11 protein-coding genes are annotated in these 17337 nt (G+C 42.5%); 5 read left to right on the top strand and 6 right to left on the bottom strand.

All coding sequences use genetic code 11. The annotated features are described in order from the left end of the window. Positions 1-117: 117 nt before the first annotated feature. On the bottom strand, positions 118-1041 hold the full coding sequence (locus ACM0OY_RS31500; protein ID WP_414572701.1) for a DMT family transporter: 924 nt from the start codon (positions 1039-1041) through the stop codon (positions 118-120). Between the two features lie 269 nt (positions 1042-1310). On the opposite strand from ACM0OY_RS31500, the gene ACM0OY_RS31495 reads away from it, so the two are divergent. Further along, on the top strand, positions 1311-3545 hold the full coding sequence (locus ACM0OY_RS31495; protein WP_414572700.1) for a cytochrome-c peroxidase: 2235 nt from the start codon (positions 1311-1313) through the stop codon (positions 3543-3545). 200 nt (positions 3546-3745) lie between these two features. Here ACM0OY_RS31495 and ACM0OY_RS31490 read toward each other — a convergent pair whose 3' ends face one another. After that, complete coding sequence (locus tag ACM0OY_RS31490) at positions 3746-5047, bottom strand: serine hydrolase (RefSeq protein ID WP_414572699.1); 1302 nt, start codon at positions 5045-5047, stop codon at positions 3746-3748. Between the two features lie 982 nt (positions 5048-6029). Continuing rightward, entirely contained in the window at positions 6030-7208 is a 1179-nt protein-coding gene (gene eis, locus ACM0OY_RS31485; RefSeq protein ID WP_414572698.1) for an enhanced intracellular survival protein Eis, read from the bottom strand. A gap of 260 nt (positions 7209-7468) precedes the next feature. Here eis and ACM0OY_RS31480 point away from each other — a divergent pair, with 260 nt between their 5' ends. The 4 genes from ACM0OY_RS31480 (at position 7469) to ptsP (ending at position 12088) form a co-directional block, all read left to right on the top strand. Beyond that, positions 7469-7942, top strand: a complete 474-nt coding sequence (locus tag ACM0OY_RS31480; protein WP_414572697.1) for a hypothetical protein — start codon at positions 7469-7471, stop codon at positions 7940-7942. A gap of 202 nt (positions 7943-8144) precedes the next feature. After that, positions 8145-8273, top strand: coding sequence for a hypothetical protein (locus ACM0OY_RS31475; protein ID WP_414572696.1), 129 nt, complete (start codon positions 8145-8147; stop codon positions 8271-8273). Between the two features lie 34 nt (positions 8274-8307). Continuing rightward, positions 8308-9504 carry a hypothetical protein gene (locus tag ACM0OY_RS31470; protein WP_414572695.1) on the top strand — a complete coding sequence of 399 codons (1197 nt, stop codon included), beginning with the start codon at positions 8308-8310 and terminating at the stop codon, positions 9502-9504. 67 nt (positions 9505-9571) lie between these two features. Further along, positions 9572-12088, top strand: coding sequence for a phosphoenolpyruvate--protein phosphotransferase (gene ptsP, locus ACM0OY_RS31465; RefSeq protein ID WP_414572719.1), 2517 nt, complete (start codon positions 9572-9574; stop codon positions 12086-12088). Between the two features lie 364 nt (positions 12089-12452). Here ptsP and ACM0OY_RS31460 read toward each other — a convergent pair whose 3' ends face one another. The 3 genes from ACM0OY_RS31460 to ACM0OY_RS31450 all read right to left on the bottom strand — a co-directional run bounded on the left by ACM0OY_RS31460 (position 12453) and on the right by ACM0OY_RS31450 (position 17009). After that, positions 12453-13508 (bottom strand): DUF2278 family protein, encoded by a 1056-nt coding sequence (locus tag ACM0OY_RS31460; RefSeq protein WP_414572694.1) that lies wholly within the window; start codon positions 13506-13508, stop codon positions 12453-12455. A 264-nt stretch (positions 13509-13772) separates the two neighbouring features. Continuing rightward, positions 13773-16130, bottom strand: a complete 2358-nt coding sequence (locus ACM0OY_RS31455) for a WD40 repeat domain-containing protein (protein ID WP_414572693.1) — start codon at positions 16128-16130, stop codon at positions 13773-13775. Between the two features lie 489 nt (positions 16131-16619). Then, positions 16620-17009 (bottom strand): hypothetical protein, encoded by a 390-nt coding sequence (locus ACM0OY_RS31450; RefSeq protein ID WP_414572692.1) that lies wholly within the window; start codon positions 17007-17009, stop codon positions 16620-16622. Positions 17010-17337 lie beyond the last annotated feature (328 nt).

Raw genomic sequence — 17337 nt, 5'->3', positions numbered from 1 at the left:
ATTAGAATTATTCTCCGCAAAATTCAGGATTAATCTGAATTAATTTATCATTACCATTAACACTAAGCAAATTCGCTGTTGATTTTTTTACATTCTGAATTCTGAATCCTGACTTATTCAATCAGTTTTTCCCAAGGCGATCGCCACTGAACCTGCGACTACTAAACCGGCTCCTAATATTCCTAGAAAAGTGAAGCGTTCTGGTGGAATTAAATCAGGTGCGATCGCTGATACAACGGCAACTGATATTAATGTCACAATGGGAGCTAAAGCTAACACTGCACTGACTCGTGATGCTTCCCAATGTTCTAACGATTCAGCAAAAGCACCGTAAGCAATTAGAGTATTCAAAGCACAAAAAATCAACATACCTGAGTGTAAAGCATCAAGTGTAAAAATTAATTTTACTCTAGCTAGAGGAGTGAATAATAAAGCACAGCCTCCGTAAATAATTAGCATGATGCTAGCAGAAGATAAAGATTGTAATAATTGCTTTTGTGCTAAAGCATAAATAGCCCATGCTGCTGCTCCTAGCACAATCAAAATACTACCGAGTATATAGGTATTAGGCGCAGTAATTAAATTCGTTAGCTGTTCCCGAAAAAATAAAAAGTAACCACAAGTCAGTACACTGACACCAATCCATTGATACAGCCGATAACGTTCGTGAAAAATTACTAAACCGCCCAAACCTAATAAAACAGTAGCTAATTGAATCAGAACTTCAGCATTAGCAGGTGATGTTAACGCTAAACCTTGCATAAATAAGAAGTAATTAATCGCTAAAAAGAGTGTAGCGATCGCTAATAATTTCGCAGAATTAGAACCTAATCGTTCTAACTTGGGCAATTTACCACTGATAACTAAATATACAAAAAGCAGTATAAACGATACTAAAAAACGAAACCAAATAACTGTATAAACATCAAGTACTTGCAGAGTTACTATAAGAGCGATCGGTAAAATTCCCCACAGTAAGACCGTTAAAAGCGATAACCCTAACCCTAACCGCCAGCGACCAGAACTTTGATGTAGTGACATTTAAATAAGCTATCCAACTAGGGCTAATAATAACCTCAAACATATCTATTTTAGATATCTACATTTTATCAAACTCTTGCTATATAAGCATATCAACCGCTATTTTCTATACATAAATGTAGAAAATATTGCTTACTTTCCCAAACTGAGTTATATTTTTGTGATTTTTTTATTCACATAAAATTAGTAATCATTTTACGTAAACAACAAAATTAAAGCTTTTTAGCCATTGTATGATTTATCGAAGTATTAATTTATAGCCCACAACTATGGGGATTATACCTGCAATAGTATTGGTGCTAGTTTCAACTAGCTTACCAATTTATTTACTACTCAGTTCAAGAGGTCGATTTTTGCTCAAATTTCTGGTCACTACGATTAAGCAAACAATCCAAAGCGTAGCTAATCAGCCGAAATTGCTGCATTTTGAGCTTGATAAATTTCCTAGAGCAACGCCATCATCCAAATTACCCGTTGACATCAAGCCCCAAAGGCAAAGACACAGATCGGGCAAGCTTAAACCTCTGAGATCGAGATTTTCCAAAACTATAGTAATTGCTGCCATGATTATGACAGCAGTAATAGCTGGAAATACTGTCTCAGCGCAAATTACTGGCACACCTGTAGCTTCGCTCAAAGGTGTGCCTGTTCCAGAACCCGACAATCTCGCAGACTTCGTAAAAGACAAAGCAGCCGCCATCAAATTAGGAAAGGCCTTTTTCTGGGATATGCAGGTTGGTAGCGACGGCGTGACCTCCTGTGCAACCTGTCACTTCCATGCAGGAGCCGACAATAGATCGAAAAATCAGATAGCTCCTGGACTTTTGCGGGTTAACGCTGATGGTACAGAGAACCCAGATACAGTTTTTAATGTCGGTGGTTCGCCTAACTACCAACTCAAGCCAGAGGATTTTCCTTTTCACAAATTATCGCCGAACGATCCGGCGATCGTTGTGTCCGATCGCAACGATGTCAGTTCTTCCCAGGGGGTCTTCAATACGAAATTTGTTGATGTCATACCTGGTAGTGCGGAAGACCAAGTAAAAAAGGAGCCAGATCCAGTGTTTAACGTTGGAGGCGTGAATGTGCGCCGCGTTGAACCGCGTAACACGCCAACTGTGATTAATTCAGTATTTAACTTTCGCAACTTCTGGGACGGAAGGGCACAAGAAATCTTCAATGGAGTCAATCCCTTTGGTTTAAGAGATCCCAACGCCTCTGTCGTCAAAGCAGAAAACCCAAATAACCTAAAATTTGTAAAAGTTAGCCTGAATCATTCGTCTTTAGCTTCCCAAGCGGTCGGACCGCCACTGAGTTCCTTCGAGTCGTCAGCGGATGGTCGCACCTTTGAAGAAATTGGTGATAAGTTCGGGCGAATTGACAGACAATCTCGTAGCGCTGCTAAAGGTAAAAAGCTCCCTCGAAAACTGGGGCAAAAGTTATCTCGCCTCAAACCACTAGGCAAACAGCTTGTAGATCCACAAGACAGCGTTTTAGGTGCAGATAGTAAATGGCCTAAACCTGGACTCAAAGATAAAACCTACGATCAGCTGATTAAAGATGCTTTCAAGCCTGAGTGGTGGAAGTCTAATCAACTCATCCAGGTTGATTCTGAAGGTAGAAGGACTTTTGTTAAAAAGCCTGATAACTCCTCTGAAACTGATGAATATACACTAAGCGAGTACAATTTCTCATTGTTCTTCGGGCTTGCAATTCAGTTGTACGAGTCTACACTCATCTCTGATGATACGCCCTACGATCGCTTCTTAGAAGGAAATACCAATGCCCTAACCTTGCAGCAGCAACGAGGTAAAGACCTCTTTAACGGCAGAGCTGGCTGTATTGGTTGTCATGGTGGAGTAGAATTCACTAATGCCTCGGTTAGCAAAGTACAAAACCAACGGCTAGGAACGATCAACACTCCCACTCAAAGAATCGTCTTTGACAATGGCTTCTTCAATATTGGTGTTAGACCCACCCTAGAAGACACTGGTGTTGGTGGTCAAGACCCATTTGGTAATCCGCTTTCTGAGTCGCGGGTCGCTGCTTTGGGTAAATTCCCACTCCTTCTGGGTTCAAGCCCCAATATTACAGTTACCTCCAATGACAGAATAGTTGCAGATGGAAGCTTTAAGACTCCAGGGCTACGCAACGTAGAACTCACTGCCCCTTACTTCCACAATGGTGGTTATTTAACTTTGGAGCAAGTGATGGACTTCTACAATCGTGGTGGAGATTTCCGCCCGCAAAGTGCCCTCCGCCCCTTGGGACTAACCCCAACTGAAAGAGAGGACTTGGTGGCTTTCTTAAAAGGACTCACCGATGAGCGAGTTGTCCACGACAAAGCGCCCTTCGATCATCCCCAGCTGTTCATTCCCAACGGACACCCAGGAAACGAAACCTCGGTTACCAATGATGGTACTGGCCAAGCCACAGATAGCCTACTGGAAATTCCTGCTGTTGGTAAGAATGGTGGTAGTGGTACACCCAATTTCCTCAGCTAATACCATTTCAGGAAATACCTGATACATATACATAGGTAGGGGCGTACAGCTAGCTGTACGCCCCTACATTTACGATCAGAATAATATAGCAGTTGCCAGCTAGGTTAAGGACATAAACTGATGGTAGGGGCTTTTAAGCCTGTTGCCTATTGCCTGTTCCCTGCCCTACTCCGCACTCCCCACTCCCTTTAACTTTATTGCTAACGAGTGCGATCGCCAAAGGCAGGTTGTATATTGCTGACTTTAGTATGGTCTAGGTAATTATAGACTCTGCGAGAAACTTCACGGACAAAATCTCCAGCTCTAGGATCGTGGTTTGGTCTTTGTACCAAAACACCTGCTAAATAGCTTTTGCCGTTGGGCATTTGAATAATACCCGCGTCACCAATGATAAATCTCAACGTACCAGTTTTGTGGGCGATGGTAGCTCCTTGACCAATACCGGCTGGTAGTAAACTATTGGTTTTGACACGGCGCATAATGCCTAAAACTTGATTGCGGCTGTTTGGGGATAGCAAACGATTATTAGAAACTAACGCCGCCAATCTCACCAAATCTTTAGAACTGGTTGTATTTTTGCCAGGAATGTCTGGGAGTAAATTTTGCATTGCTGTATTTTGCAATCCCCAGCTACGAAAACGTTGGTTAACTTTTGCTGTACCACCCAAGCGATCAAGTACCAGATTTGTTGCGGTATTATCGCTGATTGTCATCATCAAGGTAGCAGTTTCTAGGACGCTAAATTTAGTTCCGATGGGTTTGTATTGCATAGTTCCAGATTCACCAACCCTTAAATCGCGCCGCATCACTAATTTATCTGTGAGTTTGATTCTCCCAGCGTCTATTTCTTGGAAAAGAGCGACTAACAAGGGAAATTTGATTGTACTGGCAGCAGCAAATCTTTTTTCGCCATTAATATCTATATAGTTTCCTGTATCTAAATCTAAGAAAAAGATTCCCGGATTTAATGTTTTATAACTCGCTAACAAAGTGCGAATTTGAGAAGTGATACCGACCATCTCTTGACCAAGATTGACAACTCCTGCAAATGTGGCTGCATCTGTGGATTTGATGGCAATATCTTCTCTATTTTCCCCAACAACGGGATTATTTTGGCGGTCAAATGAATTGAATTTGACAATCCAATGAGAACGGGAATCTCCCTTGATTGAAACATTATGAGAAGTAACATCATAACCAGGAGCTAATTCTACGACAAAACGAGTTGTTTGAGAATCTGGTTTGCCGAGGCGAATTTCTTTCACCGCATTCCCAAAACTTTGTTTGACACTATCAGAATTAAAACTAGTTCCAGGTAAATCAATTACTAATCGATTAGGATTATCTAATAAAAAGGCTTTTGGTTCTATTCCAGAAGTAGTAGTTAGGTGTAATTGGTTTTGGCTAGAATCAAAGTACCAAGACTGTAATTGTGAGGCTTTAGCTTGTCCTGCAACTAGAACCAAACTGCTTAAACCAATGGCCAGTAGATGTGATTTCATGTTGTGATTGTGTGTGCAAGTAAGGAGCAACTAACCAGCTTTACTTAGATTGTTTTCTGATGACTATGTTGAACTTCCGGATAAAAATTCAGAAATCCCATTGAGTTATTTTTGGAGATGATATTTGGGATTACATAAGCACAACAAATCATCATTACTTATCAAAAGTAAATCGCTGAGAACTTTGTTTGTGACGTGAGTTGACAACAACGGAAATTGTTAATCTAGCGGAACGACGAGCCAAGGATTAATTATGTTTCCAACTTAGAGATGATCGATAAATTATCCAATATTGTGGGGTGGGCGTCTCGCCATTGATGTCAACTTATAGCGATTCTCGTTTGGATGCAATACACTTTGACCTCTCTCCTAAAAGGCTATCCATTAGTCACATCTTTCTTTACAATCTTGAAACGTTTGTTTTGTAAGCATCTTAAACACTGAGGTGTGAGGCATACTTGACAAATTGGCTCTTAATATTCTCGCTAAAATTAGGTTTTTATTGAGAATTAACAACAGACCAATAAGGGTTGTAAGAAACGTGAGTGAATACTCTCGCAAATGTTGAGAAAGATCCGGGTAATGGATAGCCTAAAAGGAGAGAGGCTTTGAATCTTACTCCCCTTCCCTTGTAGGGAAGGGGCTGGGGGTTAGGTCTGTATTCCACTCAACCGAAAAGTGGTATAACGTGAAAGCGAAGTCTGATAAGCATTTCAAAAATTTTCGATGTACCACCTAGATTTTAGATCCCCCCCAACCCCCCTTTCCAAGGGGGGAACTAGAATCTTGTGCCCCCTTTTTAAGGGGGTTGGGGGATCTAAAACGAGGTAAAATTGAGTGTCTGAGCTTAATTTGACACCAATAGCATATCGCCCGCCCATAAACAAGGAGGGACAAGATGTCCAACCCACAAGAAAAGTTGGATGTTTTTTTATTTGAAAGTCCCTTAGTTCAAAGCACCGAGAGGTTTGTCTAACTCACATTAAAAGAAATCAGCCACCGCAGGAGAGCTAGCTGCAAATATTTGCGTAGCTGCTGAAATAGCTTTTTCTGTCCCATGCAGTTTTCCGGCTATTTGCAAATGGTGGGGAGAGAACAAACTCGTATATAGTGGTGCTAGTTCTCGGACATCTAGCTGCAACTCACCTTTGCCACCTTTTGTAACTTCACCGCGTCCATTAGCAACAGAAAGGATGAATTTACCATTGTTTGCATCTAGCAATTTATCTTGAATATCTAGGTGCAGTTCAGCTTGAATTCCCGATGGATAACCCCGCATTTCCAATGCCTTGACTACATCTACTATTCGCAGCATCCAGCGAAATTGACTCCAAATCTTGGCAGTTTGCTCTGGTAACACCAATGTCAGGGTATCAATTGCAGAACTCTTCCAGCGCACCCGCTGAATTTGGGAGCGATGGCTAGCTAGAAAAGACCAGAAAGTTTGTGTAGCAGCAACTGTTCTCAATACCCAATCTTTGACAAAGATGATTTCACCATCTTGTGTTCGTTGTTGAGTGAAGATGATGTAACCTTCGGGTTGGTCTTTTGTACCAATGAAATAGGCATAGACTGTTTCTTTTTCATCTGCTTGGATTAATCCTTGCCAAATTGCGGGATATCGGTCTAAATATCCATGCGTGAGTCTTGCCTGTTGCTGATATAGTTCGTGAAAGACTTGATGATTTATCGGAACTACTGGTTGCATAGGTAGGGGTTGCTCCCGTAGCCCAATTGCGTTGGTTGCAACTTCCCAAATGTACCAGCTACCCGCTTGCTCATACCCAACTTTTCGATACAGGGTTTGCACTGCTGGGTAAAGAGCAGAGAGGGGTATACCTCTAGCATAAAGTTCCTTGAGGGTGTGCTGCATGAGAGCGATCGCTGCTCCCGAACCACGGTATTCTGGAGCAATACCCACTACGGCAATTCCCGTCATTGGTACACGCTCACCACCCCACCACTGACCCATATCTAGAGTTGCTAATCCACCAACTAATTTTTCTGACTCACGAATAATGCGAAAATTTTCTACGCCAACGCGGTTCATGTAAGCTCCCTCGCTACCAAGTGCGTTGACAAAACACTGGTCAAGGAGAGGCCCAAGCTGCTGAATATCCTGGAGATGGGCAAGAGTGCTGTATTCAAATTGAGGCGTCATCTCTTATACCATTAAGAATACAAAAGCAAAATTATACTACAACGAGAGACATACGAAATTATCATTATGAATGAAACCAAAAGAAAACGGCTACAGGAAAAAAGCTGGAAAGTTGGAAGCGTTGCAGAATTTTTAGAACTCACGCCAGAGTCAGCCACTCTCATTGAGATTAAGCTAGCTCTCAGACGCAACCTGATTAGAAATTTAAATTGTATACTTGGGCACTCTAGATTTAATCAAAATGCTAGAGATTTATTTCTATGTCTACGACCTCAATTAGTGCAATACTAGAACAAACACAGCGAGATGAACTGTTACAAGCGATCGCCACGATTAAACAAAAGTTACCATTTTTAATCGATTTGACTACTGAGAAGCGTCAAGCTTTACCCAAGATGGGAGATAAAAGTCGGGCGTTTGTCAGCAAAGCATTAGAGGTGGCGACACAGAACCCAGAGTTTTTACCGCGTTCGTTCGACTTGGAAGAAATGCGGAAGGATGTGCAATTATTTGAAGCGTTGTATCCGCTGTTGTTATCGTTGACGCAGTTACAAGAATTGTTGGATGATACGACTCTTGCAGTCGGTAGTGAAGCTTTTACAGCCGCGTTACAGGTATATAACTATGCCAAAGCCAGCGGACACGTTGCGGGTTTAGATGCAGTAGTAGCGGAAATGGGACAACGGTTTGCCCGTAAATCTAGAAAAGCCAAGGTTCAAAAAACAGCATTGTAAAAAATAACTTGGTAGTTGCACTTCAAAGGTGCAATGTTAAAGTTCAAAACTTGGATGTTGAAGTTAAAAGCTCGACATTCCGAGTTTTGAGCTTGATTTTTGGAGATAAAAGCACGAAATTCCAAGTTCAGAAGCTCAATGTTCGAGCAAAAAGGTCGAAGTTCCGAGTTTTGAACAGCAAGTTTGGAGTTCTGAAATCAAAATGCCGAGTTCAAAGGTTGAAAATTGCACTCCAGAACTCGAAGCTTCGACTTTAGACCTACAACATCCAAGTAAAAAGCCTGAAACTTCACTGTTAAAACTCAAAACTTGGACTTCAGAACCTGGCTGACATTAACTTTTCTTTCAACTTCAACAAAATACCAATGAATATTTTCATAAATTTATTGCTTTTTTTACTGCCAATTTTGAGTAGTCTTTGGATTGCTCAAAGTTTCGATCCTTTATCCTCTTATCAGCCTCTTCAGGTTATAGACGGTGCAGCTTTATATAAAAAAGAATTAACGAACGGTAACGAAGCTTATTTACAAGTTATTGACCTCCGCAAAATGCACATCGACCAAATCAGTGGAGAGGTCGATGATATGGGTCAAAAGCAAGGTAAATATTATCAAGGAGAAGGTGGACATTACAGCCCTTTCTTCAAAAATAAATTATTCTCTGAAGTTGCCGATGAATATCAAAGGCTTTATGCTAACAACGTTTTTTCTATCATTAATTGTTCTTTTTTTGAGCAATATCAACCTAGTACGCAATTATCTTTTCCGATTAAACTCAATGGTGTAGTCATCAGTGGCGGTAATAGCCCCTACGGCCCTGTCAAAGAACCAAAAGATAAATATTATAGTAATATTCGCCTCAAGGCTTTAGTTTGGGATGATAAGCAGGCATACATTACCAATTATGACCAAGTTAGTGGTGCGCCTCTGAATCAAAAAGCAGTAAAAAATGCGATCGTCACTTACCGATACAGCGACCATCCCGCAAAAGTATTGGCTCAAAATCAAGTAAATAAATACCAAGTCATCGGTACTCTTAACAAAGATGGTGTTAAGGGTGACGAGTTGTTGTTGATTATGACAGTCAACCAAGCAACTCTAGACGAGGCCGCGGATTTATTACGTAAATTAGGAGTCAAAGGCGATATTATTACCGTTGACGGCGGCAGATCGACTTATTTATTCAATCCCCAAAAAGGAAATATTATTGTTCCACAACTGTCTAATCTGCAAGAAAATCCTACTTTTCGACACCTACCTCATTATTTGGGATTCCGTAATAAAAGTAAAAATCAGGTTGCACCAAAAATCTTGCTGAGTCAGCCAGTTGGTAAAGTCGTTGCAAACAAAGATCAGCCTTATTTAATATTGTGGCGAGACAATTTTGATGGCGATGTCTCGATTAAGTTGTACTATGGGAACAAACTTATCCAAAACATTTCTTCCCGTACTGCTAGCGATGGGGTTTATGAGTGGACACCACGTATTTCTATAAAAGAGGGCTATTTTGTTCGGGTTTCTAGCTGGCAAGACCGGAACATTTTCGGGGAGTTGCAATTTTAGCCCAATGGAAAGATGAAATGGATAACTGGCTAATCACAAACCTCTCAATAAGATTGGCGGTGTGGCAGTGGTCGGAATTGTCATAGTTTCTCACAGTAAACAACTAGCTTTGGGTGTGCGGGAACTTGCCGCGCAGATGGTTCAGGGTGAAGTCCCGATCGCTATTGCAGCAGGTATTGAAGACCCCGAAAATCCATTGGGTACAGATCCCATCCAAGTTAGTGAAGCGATGGCTGCTGTTTTCTCTGATGATGGTGTCTTGGTGTTAATGGATTTGGGTAGCGCTTTACTCAGCGCAGAAATGGCACTGGAATTTCTCCCAGAGGAACAGCGGCAAAAAGTCTATTTGTGTGAAGCCCCTCTGGTAGAAGGTGCGATCGCTGCTGTGGTGGCTGCGGCGGCTGGTAATAACATTCAGCAAGTGATGGCGGAAGCACGGGGCGCATTAGCAGCAAAAGCCACGCAATTGGGTGGAGTTAGTAGCACTTCGTCGGTTGTAGATAGCGACATCCCAGCCAGCAATCCAGAATCCCCAACGCAAGAAATTCGACTGATTGTCAGCAATCGCTTAGGATTACACGCCCGTCCCGCAGCCCAGTTTGTGGCAACCGCAGCCCGATTTCAATCTCAAATTCTGGTGCGGAATTTAACTAGAAATACTCAATTAGTCCGGGGCGACAGTATTAACCAAGTCACAACTTTAGGGGTGCGGCAAGGACACGAATTGCTGATTACTGCTACCGGCTCAGATGCAGATGCAGCACTGGCAGCATTGCAAGTATTGTTTGCAACTAACTTTGGTGAAGATAATGTTGCTTTTGACTATCCAGCAGTCTTGCAACACGAAGTTACCCCAGCAACTCCCGGCGAACTTTTGGGAATTCCGGCTTCTGGTGGAGTGGCGATCGCACCTGTTGTGCATTATCAACCCACGCCAATTGCAGTTACGGAATACCACGTAGAAGATGTGGAAGGAGAGTGGCAACGTTTACAAGCTGCTATTCACATCGCCCGACAAGAAATTCAAGCGGTGTTCTCACAAGCATCTTTTCAAATTGGCGATGCTGAAGCCGCCATCTTTGATGCCCATTTACTATTTTTAGAAGATCCAGTTCTCTTAGAAGCGGCTCATCAGCGCATTTTAGAACAGCACATCAATGCCGAAGCTGCTTGGCAAGCCGTAGTCGATGAAGTGGCGACTTCCTACCAGACACTTGAGGACTCTTATTTGCAAGAGCGAGTGGACGATGTTGCAGATGTGGGGCAAAGGGTGATGCGATTATTAACTGGACATGCCCCTGCCAACTTGCATCTGGAGTCACCAGCGATTTTGATAGCCAGCGATTTAACGCCTTCAGATACCGCCGGACTAGACCCAACAAAGGTACTAGGGATTTGTACAACTTCTGGGAGTGCCACTTCCCACAGCGCAATTATCGCCCGCACTTTGGGTATTCCCGCAGTTTTGGGAGTAGATGCCCAAGTGTTGCACTTGGCAGACGGTACAATCATGGCACTGGATGGTGAAAGCGGCAAAGCTTGGGTAGAACCAGAATTAGATATCTTAGAACAGCTTCAGGCAAAGCGAGAAGCTTGGCAAACTGCCCAACAGCAAGCACGAGTCACGGCGCATCAGCCAGCAATTACTCGTGATGGTCGGCAAGTTAGCGTTTTTGCCAATATTGGTAGTATCAGCGATGTGCAAGCTGCTGTAGCTAATGGCGCTGAAGGTGTGGGACTACTCCGCACCGAGTTTCTCTATTTGGACAGGACAAGCGCCCCCACAGAAGAAGAACAATTAGCAGTGTATCAGGCGATCGCACAAGTTTTGGATAATCGCCCGCTGATGATTCGGACTTTAGATATCGGCGGCGATAAGCCACTTCCTTACCTCAGAGTAGGGTTTCCCGAAGCCAACCCATTCTTAGGTTGGCGGGGAATTCGTTTTTGCTTGGGTAATCCAGAAGTTTTCAAAACTCAGTTGCGGGCAATTTTGAGAGCTAGTGTCGGACACCAAATTAAAATCATGTTGCCGATGATTGCTACTGTAACTGAGGTGCGTGCAGCGAAAAGAATTCTCGGTGAAGTACAAGCTGAACTCAATCAAGCTGGTATTCCCTTTGATGCAGGGATGAAAGTCGGGATTATGGTAGAGGTGCCATCAGCCGTAGCGATCGCCGAGCGGTTAGCCGCTGAAGTAGACTTTTTTAGTATCGGCACTAATGATCTTAGTCAGTATGTCATGGCAGGCGATCGCACTAACCCACGCGTGGCAAATTTAGTTGATGCGCTCCACCCAGCGGTGTTAAGGATGGTGCAGCAAACTGTTCAGGCTGCCCATGCGGCGGGAATTCCCGTCGGCTTATGTGGCGAATTGGCAGCAGATCCTTTAGCGACAACGATTTTATTAGGTTTAGGGCTGGATGAATTGAGTGTGAATCCCCAAAGTATACCTGCAATTAAACAGGCGATTCATCAGTTAAGTTTAGAGGAAAGTGAGGCGATCGCTGCATCAGCATTGCAACAAGATTCCCCAGAGGATGTCAGGGAGCTAATTTTGACTTCGGTTATTCCCCGTGCCTAACTGAACCGTATTCACTAGGACTTACGCAGTGATACGAAAAATCAAGTGTTTGGGGGAGGGTGCGGGGTGTTCAAAACCCTTATACCAATTCACTAAGAGTTTGAAACAGATCCAAATCTAGAAACCCTTGTAAAACAAGGATTTCTTAATTTTGAATTTTGAATTTTGAATTGGTATTACACCCTTACACCCAGTCTCAACGGACAACCTTAGTGCGTAAGTCCTGTTGACTTAAAATGTAGTCCCCAATACGCTTGGGATAAGCCTTTTTTTCTCTCCGTGCCTCCCCTGCTTCCCCTGCTCAAGAACAGCCTGCCTAAACAGATAAATTTCCTTAACCCAAGCGTATTGGTGTAGTCCCTACTCACAAGAAGACGATTGGCTTACCCTCAGTTTTTGCGGCAGCCTTGGTATATGCAACACCATCAACCTTGAGTCCTTGGGAGTTTATAAGTGTTATTGTTCCCCCCTTGTTCGACAGTTGCGCTCCGCTTCCACTGAGTCGGAAAACGGTTGCTTCCCCTGGCTCAATTGAGCCAGAAATCGTATCAGCCTTGTCCTGTTGGTCGAGAATCTTCCAGTTAGTTAAGTCTAAAGTCTGGTCAGAAATGTTAAGAATCGTCACGGATTCGCGGCCGGGGTCATCGTTACGAGGATTTACCATCGCAGCAATGATGCGTGCGAGGCGATACGGGGAATCCGGCGGGACTACAGGCCAGGGATCGATAGTCCCAGTGTCCGGGATTGGAACTACAGGAACCGTGGGAGCATCCTCGATTGGTGTAGCGTCTTGATCGTCAGTGTGCCAGACTTGATTTTGAAACTTCAGAAACAGCGCTGATGCTATGCCTGATTTCGGAAAGTCGATAATCAAAGCACCATCACGGAAAGTGCCGTTTTGCTCGCCAGCACCACCCTGGTTCATATGAATCAGGTGGACTCCGTTACCAGGCAAAAATTCAAAATACTCGTCTTTCTTGCGTTCTTCAGGACCCCAGCGCTCGCCGAACGCATACACCACAGCACTGTCCTCCTCGATCGCTCGTTGGAGAAGATCCTCTACATGCTCGAACAGGTCGTTGTTCGGACCTGGTGTCAGATGCGCGATCGGTTTCATGTCCGTCGCCCGGAAGATGTTACTGCGGATATAGTCGATTGCGGCATCATCCTTTACACCATCTTTCAGGTTATTCCAACCGTCGGGTAGTTCGCGCGCACGGTCAACAATTGGATGCTTAATGTCATGGATAATCAAGTATTCGATCAGCCTGTTCTGGACAGGGCCACGACTCGAACGCACGTTGATTGCAATCCGAAAACTCACTCCTTCGACGTTCATTAAGAGTTCCGAGTGAGGGTCTTGGTCATTATCTCGCTTGTATTGGACGGCTGTTCCTTTCAAGACACCGTAGTTCTTCACAGGTTACCTCTTATAAATGATTGGTTACTATCGCTGGTGGTTCTTTTGAAGAAAGCAGAAGGCAGAGTGCAGCAGAAGGAACAAGGCAACACAGAACTTTGGCTTATCTTAGTGCCATTGTCTTCTTTCTACCTACTATTTAGCAGTACCGATCGCACATCATTTATCAGGAAGTTATTTAGGACTTATGCAAGATCGTTTAAAATAATTGGCATATTGAACCCTAACCAACTTGAAATCCGCTGTATTGTACAGGTCAAAGCTTTAGCTCAACACTATTTGCCAAATTTTGATGGTTTGGTCTGTACTACCGCTAACGAGTAACTTACCATCAGGACTTAGGGCTAGAGAATTCAGTGTTCCTGAATGTCCAGTCAGGGTTTGCAGTAGTTCGGCTGTGGAAAGTCGCCACATTTTGATTGTTTGATCGGCACTACCGCTAATTAGAGTTTGTCCATCTACAGTAACGGCTAAGGATTTTACTGCATCTGAGTGTCCAGTTAATGTGTGCAGCAGTTTACCAGTGCCTAAATGCCAAATTTTGATAGTTGTGTCAGTACTACCACTGAAGAGAAGTTGACCATCAGGACTCATGGCAATTGATTTGACTTCGCCATCGTGACCGTTAAGTGTACTTAATGGGTCGCCTGTGCGTGGGTTCCACAACCTGATTTTGTTGTCAGAACTACCACTGGCAAGGATTGTACCATCAAGGCTGATGGCTACGGCATGAACAGCAGATGAATGCCAAAGGGTACAAATGCGTTGGCATAGCCCGCCGCAGGCATCGCTTTTATCTAAATTCCAAATCTTGATTTTATTACTGCCACTAGCAAGAATTGTACCATCAGGGCTGATTGCCACAACATTTACTGGTTTTTGATGCCCTAAAAGTGTGTGCAATACTTTGCCTGTTTTCAAATGCAAGACTTTGACATTACTTTTGGGGTGTTCGCAGCTACCAACAGCAAGGAAATTACCATCGGGGCTAATTGCTAGAGATGAAACTTCACCCCAATTCTCTGTAAGAGTGCGAATTAGTTTGCCAGTTTGCAGATTCCAGAGATTGATGGTTTTATCTGCACAGCCGCTAACTAAAATCTCGCCATTAGGACTAACGGCCACAGAGGTGACTTTGCCAGCATGTCCAGTGAGGGTGTACTTGAGATTGGCAGTTTCTAGGGTGCGCTTGTGTTTGAGATTAGCGATCGCATCTAACAGTTTATCTACACTTAGAATACTTTGGCGATCGTTCACAGCTGTAAAATATTCTTTTAACTTTTGGAAATATTCTTCATCTTCAATTCTCACGGCTGACTGCATGGCCTCTAATGAATTAGCAAATTCCTGTGGTGAGACTTGACGCAATTCCAACCATATGTATATTGAATAATCAATTTGTTCTTGTGCCCAAGAGCGATCGGGTAAATGCGATAAACTGTGAGCTAATTGCAAAGCCAACTCTGGAACCCAGTAACGTCGTTCCTGTTCTAGAGCTTGGTAGACTTGTTTGTAACCAGAAGCTATTGCTTGGACAGATTGTAAATCAAGAGCATCTTTAAGCAAACTTGGCAGCAACTTTGGCAGTAAAGGTGGCACATCATGGTGAATTAAGTGATAAATATCCGCTACCCAAGCAGCAACCAGAAAGTGACAATTAATCAACACCTGGCAAAGTTTCTCAAAATCTTGATGATTAACTTGATATTGCAAGGATAACTTACTAACATCAATTCCTTGAGACTGCCATTTTTCTGATTTTTCCAAAATTGCTAAATTAAAGACATTATCTCTCCCTAAAAGATTGATTTCGTCTAAATTTTCTCCCAAAGCTAATAATTGATCTCGAATTGTTTTCCACTCCAAAGCCCGACTTTTAGCAGATTCCTGAAGAATTTCTTTATAAGATAACCGCGCAATAGTTTTGTAATAATATTTATCTTGTTTGAAACCCCAATACGCAATCCTGAAATTTAGATAATCTCCATCATTTTCTGACTCTAAAATTAAAATTGGCTCTGTTTTCAATATGCCATACACAGCCTTGATACTGGATTCACTATGAAAACGTTTACTATCCCAAGCCCCTGCTAAAAATTCCGTTGGTCTAATGGGATTGTGCAGAGAATAATGTTGATTGAACAATTTTCTTAAACCTTCAGCCAACATGAGTTCTATTTCAGAAATCCCATCAGTCCTATGTTCAAATTGGTCAAACTTGATTTCGGGAGGAGCAAGAAAAACTTTTAGTGGAGTGCGTCCTGGATTTGGATGAAATTCTAAAATTTGTGAGGGGTATAACCTCAAAGGCCAACTATCAAAAATTTTGTATACTTCTGGTAAATTGAGAGCAGTCTCTCTTTCTTGACTTGCTACTTTTAATTGTGTTTCACGCTGATAAACAGCCAATTGTTGTTGCAGAAGTTTTGTTTGTTCAAAGCTAGAACCAGAGTTATCATTTTGTGTAATGATATTTCCAGCTTTTACAACTTCGTTGATAACTTTTGGCAAGAGATAATTAGTCGTAGTCAGACTTTCTTCGCTTCTTTTTTGTATTAGGTCTACAATTACAGGTGCAAACTCTAATACCAATTGAATGAGTAATCTTAGCCCTGGCTCCATAAGGAGATTCCTGTTAAATAAATAACACTAACAGTGTGCCGAAAATCTGAATAATAGCCGAGTGTTGGACATTCTATAAACAATTCCTTTACTCTTTGTCTATCAAATGTCATCTATCCAAAAAGATAGCATGTATAGCTGAACTTTTGAGTGAAGAGTTAAGAGTGAACAGTTATCAAGCGTATGACCTGGGATCGGTAGGCAGCGTTTAGTATGTGCCTCAACTAATCTCTATTTTGCCGAATAATCAAACAATTATAGCCATCCTAAATCATTCGTCAAAAAATCTATTCCCTAAGAATTACCAAGAAATAAATTATCCAATTTTGTAAGGTCTTGTTGCGTGGGCGTCTCGCCTACACGTAACGAAGGGCGGACAAGATGTCCACCCCACAAGAATAATTACATATTTTTTTATTTGAAAATTTCCTATTGCCTACCTCCACGACTAACTTCACAACTCAAAGCAGATTACCGTATAAATTACTGTTAAAATCTGATTCCCAGTTGCCCATTAAAGCCACGAATAGAATTGTAACCAGCACCTACAAAAACGTTATCGGTAGCGCCTACCTGAACGCCACCTGAAACTGCAACGCCTTTATCTTCAGAATAAAGTCCAACTCCTACATAAGGTGAGACTACAGGCAAACTGATAAATTTCAAAACATCTACTCCTGTAGCGCCATCAGGGCCAGTTCCGACTTCAACTCCAAAATTTAAAGCTCTAGCTCCTACAGCATAAGTTATATCACCATCTTTGCCACCGACTGAAACCCAAGGTTGCGGTATAAGTTGAGCCGATGCTTCGCTTGGGGCAAATAAAGTGAAAAATCCTATGGATGTAATTAATGTTTTAGCAATAATCGTTATTTTCACGTTGTCTTCCTACACTAACTGCCGCATTTTAATAGTTTTCTCAGAACTAGCTTATTTCAGCACTGCTGTTAACTAAGGTTTGTCCATGATGGCTAATGGTGACGGAATCAACCTTATCTGAGTGCCCGCAAAGATTAAAGCGTATTTCAGGTAAATGAAGTACACGAGTAGGGTCGCTTTCGGCAATCTTAGGACTTACACAATAACTCTCTCAAACTCTTATTCCTCCGTGCCCTCTGTGTTCTCTGTGGTTCGATTTTCCATTACCTATGCGTAATATCATGTCCGCATAATTAGTTATGATTCCCACAGTCATTGCACCCCAAAG

Origin of the sequence: Nostoc sp. CCY 9925, from assembly GCF_963920935.1 — a bacterium.
GTDB lineage: Bacteria > Cyanobacteriota > Cyanobacteriia > Cyanobacteriales > Nostocaceae > Nostoc.
This window is presented reverse-complemented; position numbering and strand designations above follow the sequence as displayed.

What these genes read in the sequence shown, in the direction of transcription:
- ACM0OY_RS31455 (WP_414572693.1), bottom strand. Translation starts at nt 16,130, where the DNA reads ATGGAGCCAGGGCTAAGATTACTCATTCAATTGGTATTAGAGTTTGCA.
- ACM0OY_RS31480 (WP_414572697.1), top strand. Translation starts at nt 7,469, where the DNA reads ATGTCTACGACCTCAATTAGTGCAATACTAGAACAAACACAGCGAGAT.
- ACM0OY_RS31490 (WP_414572699.1), bottom strand. Translation starts at nt 5,047, where the DNA reads ATGAAATCACATCTACTGGCCATTGGTTTAAGCAGTTTGGTTCTAGTT.
- ACM0OY_RS31495 (WP_414572700.1), top strand. Translation starts at nt 1,311, where the DNA reads ATGGGGATTATACCTGCAATAGTATTGGTGCTAGTTTCAACTAGCTTA.
- ACM0OY_RS31475 (WP_414572696.1), top strand. Translation starts at nt 8,145, where the DNA reads ATGCCGAGTTCAAAGGTTGAAAATTGCACTCCAGAACTCGAAGCTTCG.
- ACM0OY_RS31500 (WP_414572701.1), bottom strand. Translation starts at nt 1,041, where the DNA reads ATGTCACTACATCAAAGTTCTGGTCGCTGGCGGTTAGGGTTAGGGTTA.
- ACM0OY_RS31470 (WP_414572695.1), top strand. Translation starts at nt 8,308, where the DNA reads ATGAATATTTTCATAAATTTATTGCTTTTTTTACTGCCAATTTTGAGT.
- eis (WP_414572698.1), bottom strand. Translation starts at nt 7,208, where the DNA reads ATGACGCCTCAATTTGAATACAGCACTCTTGCCCATCTCCAGGATATT.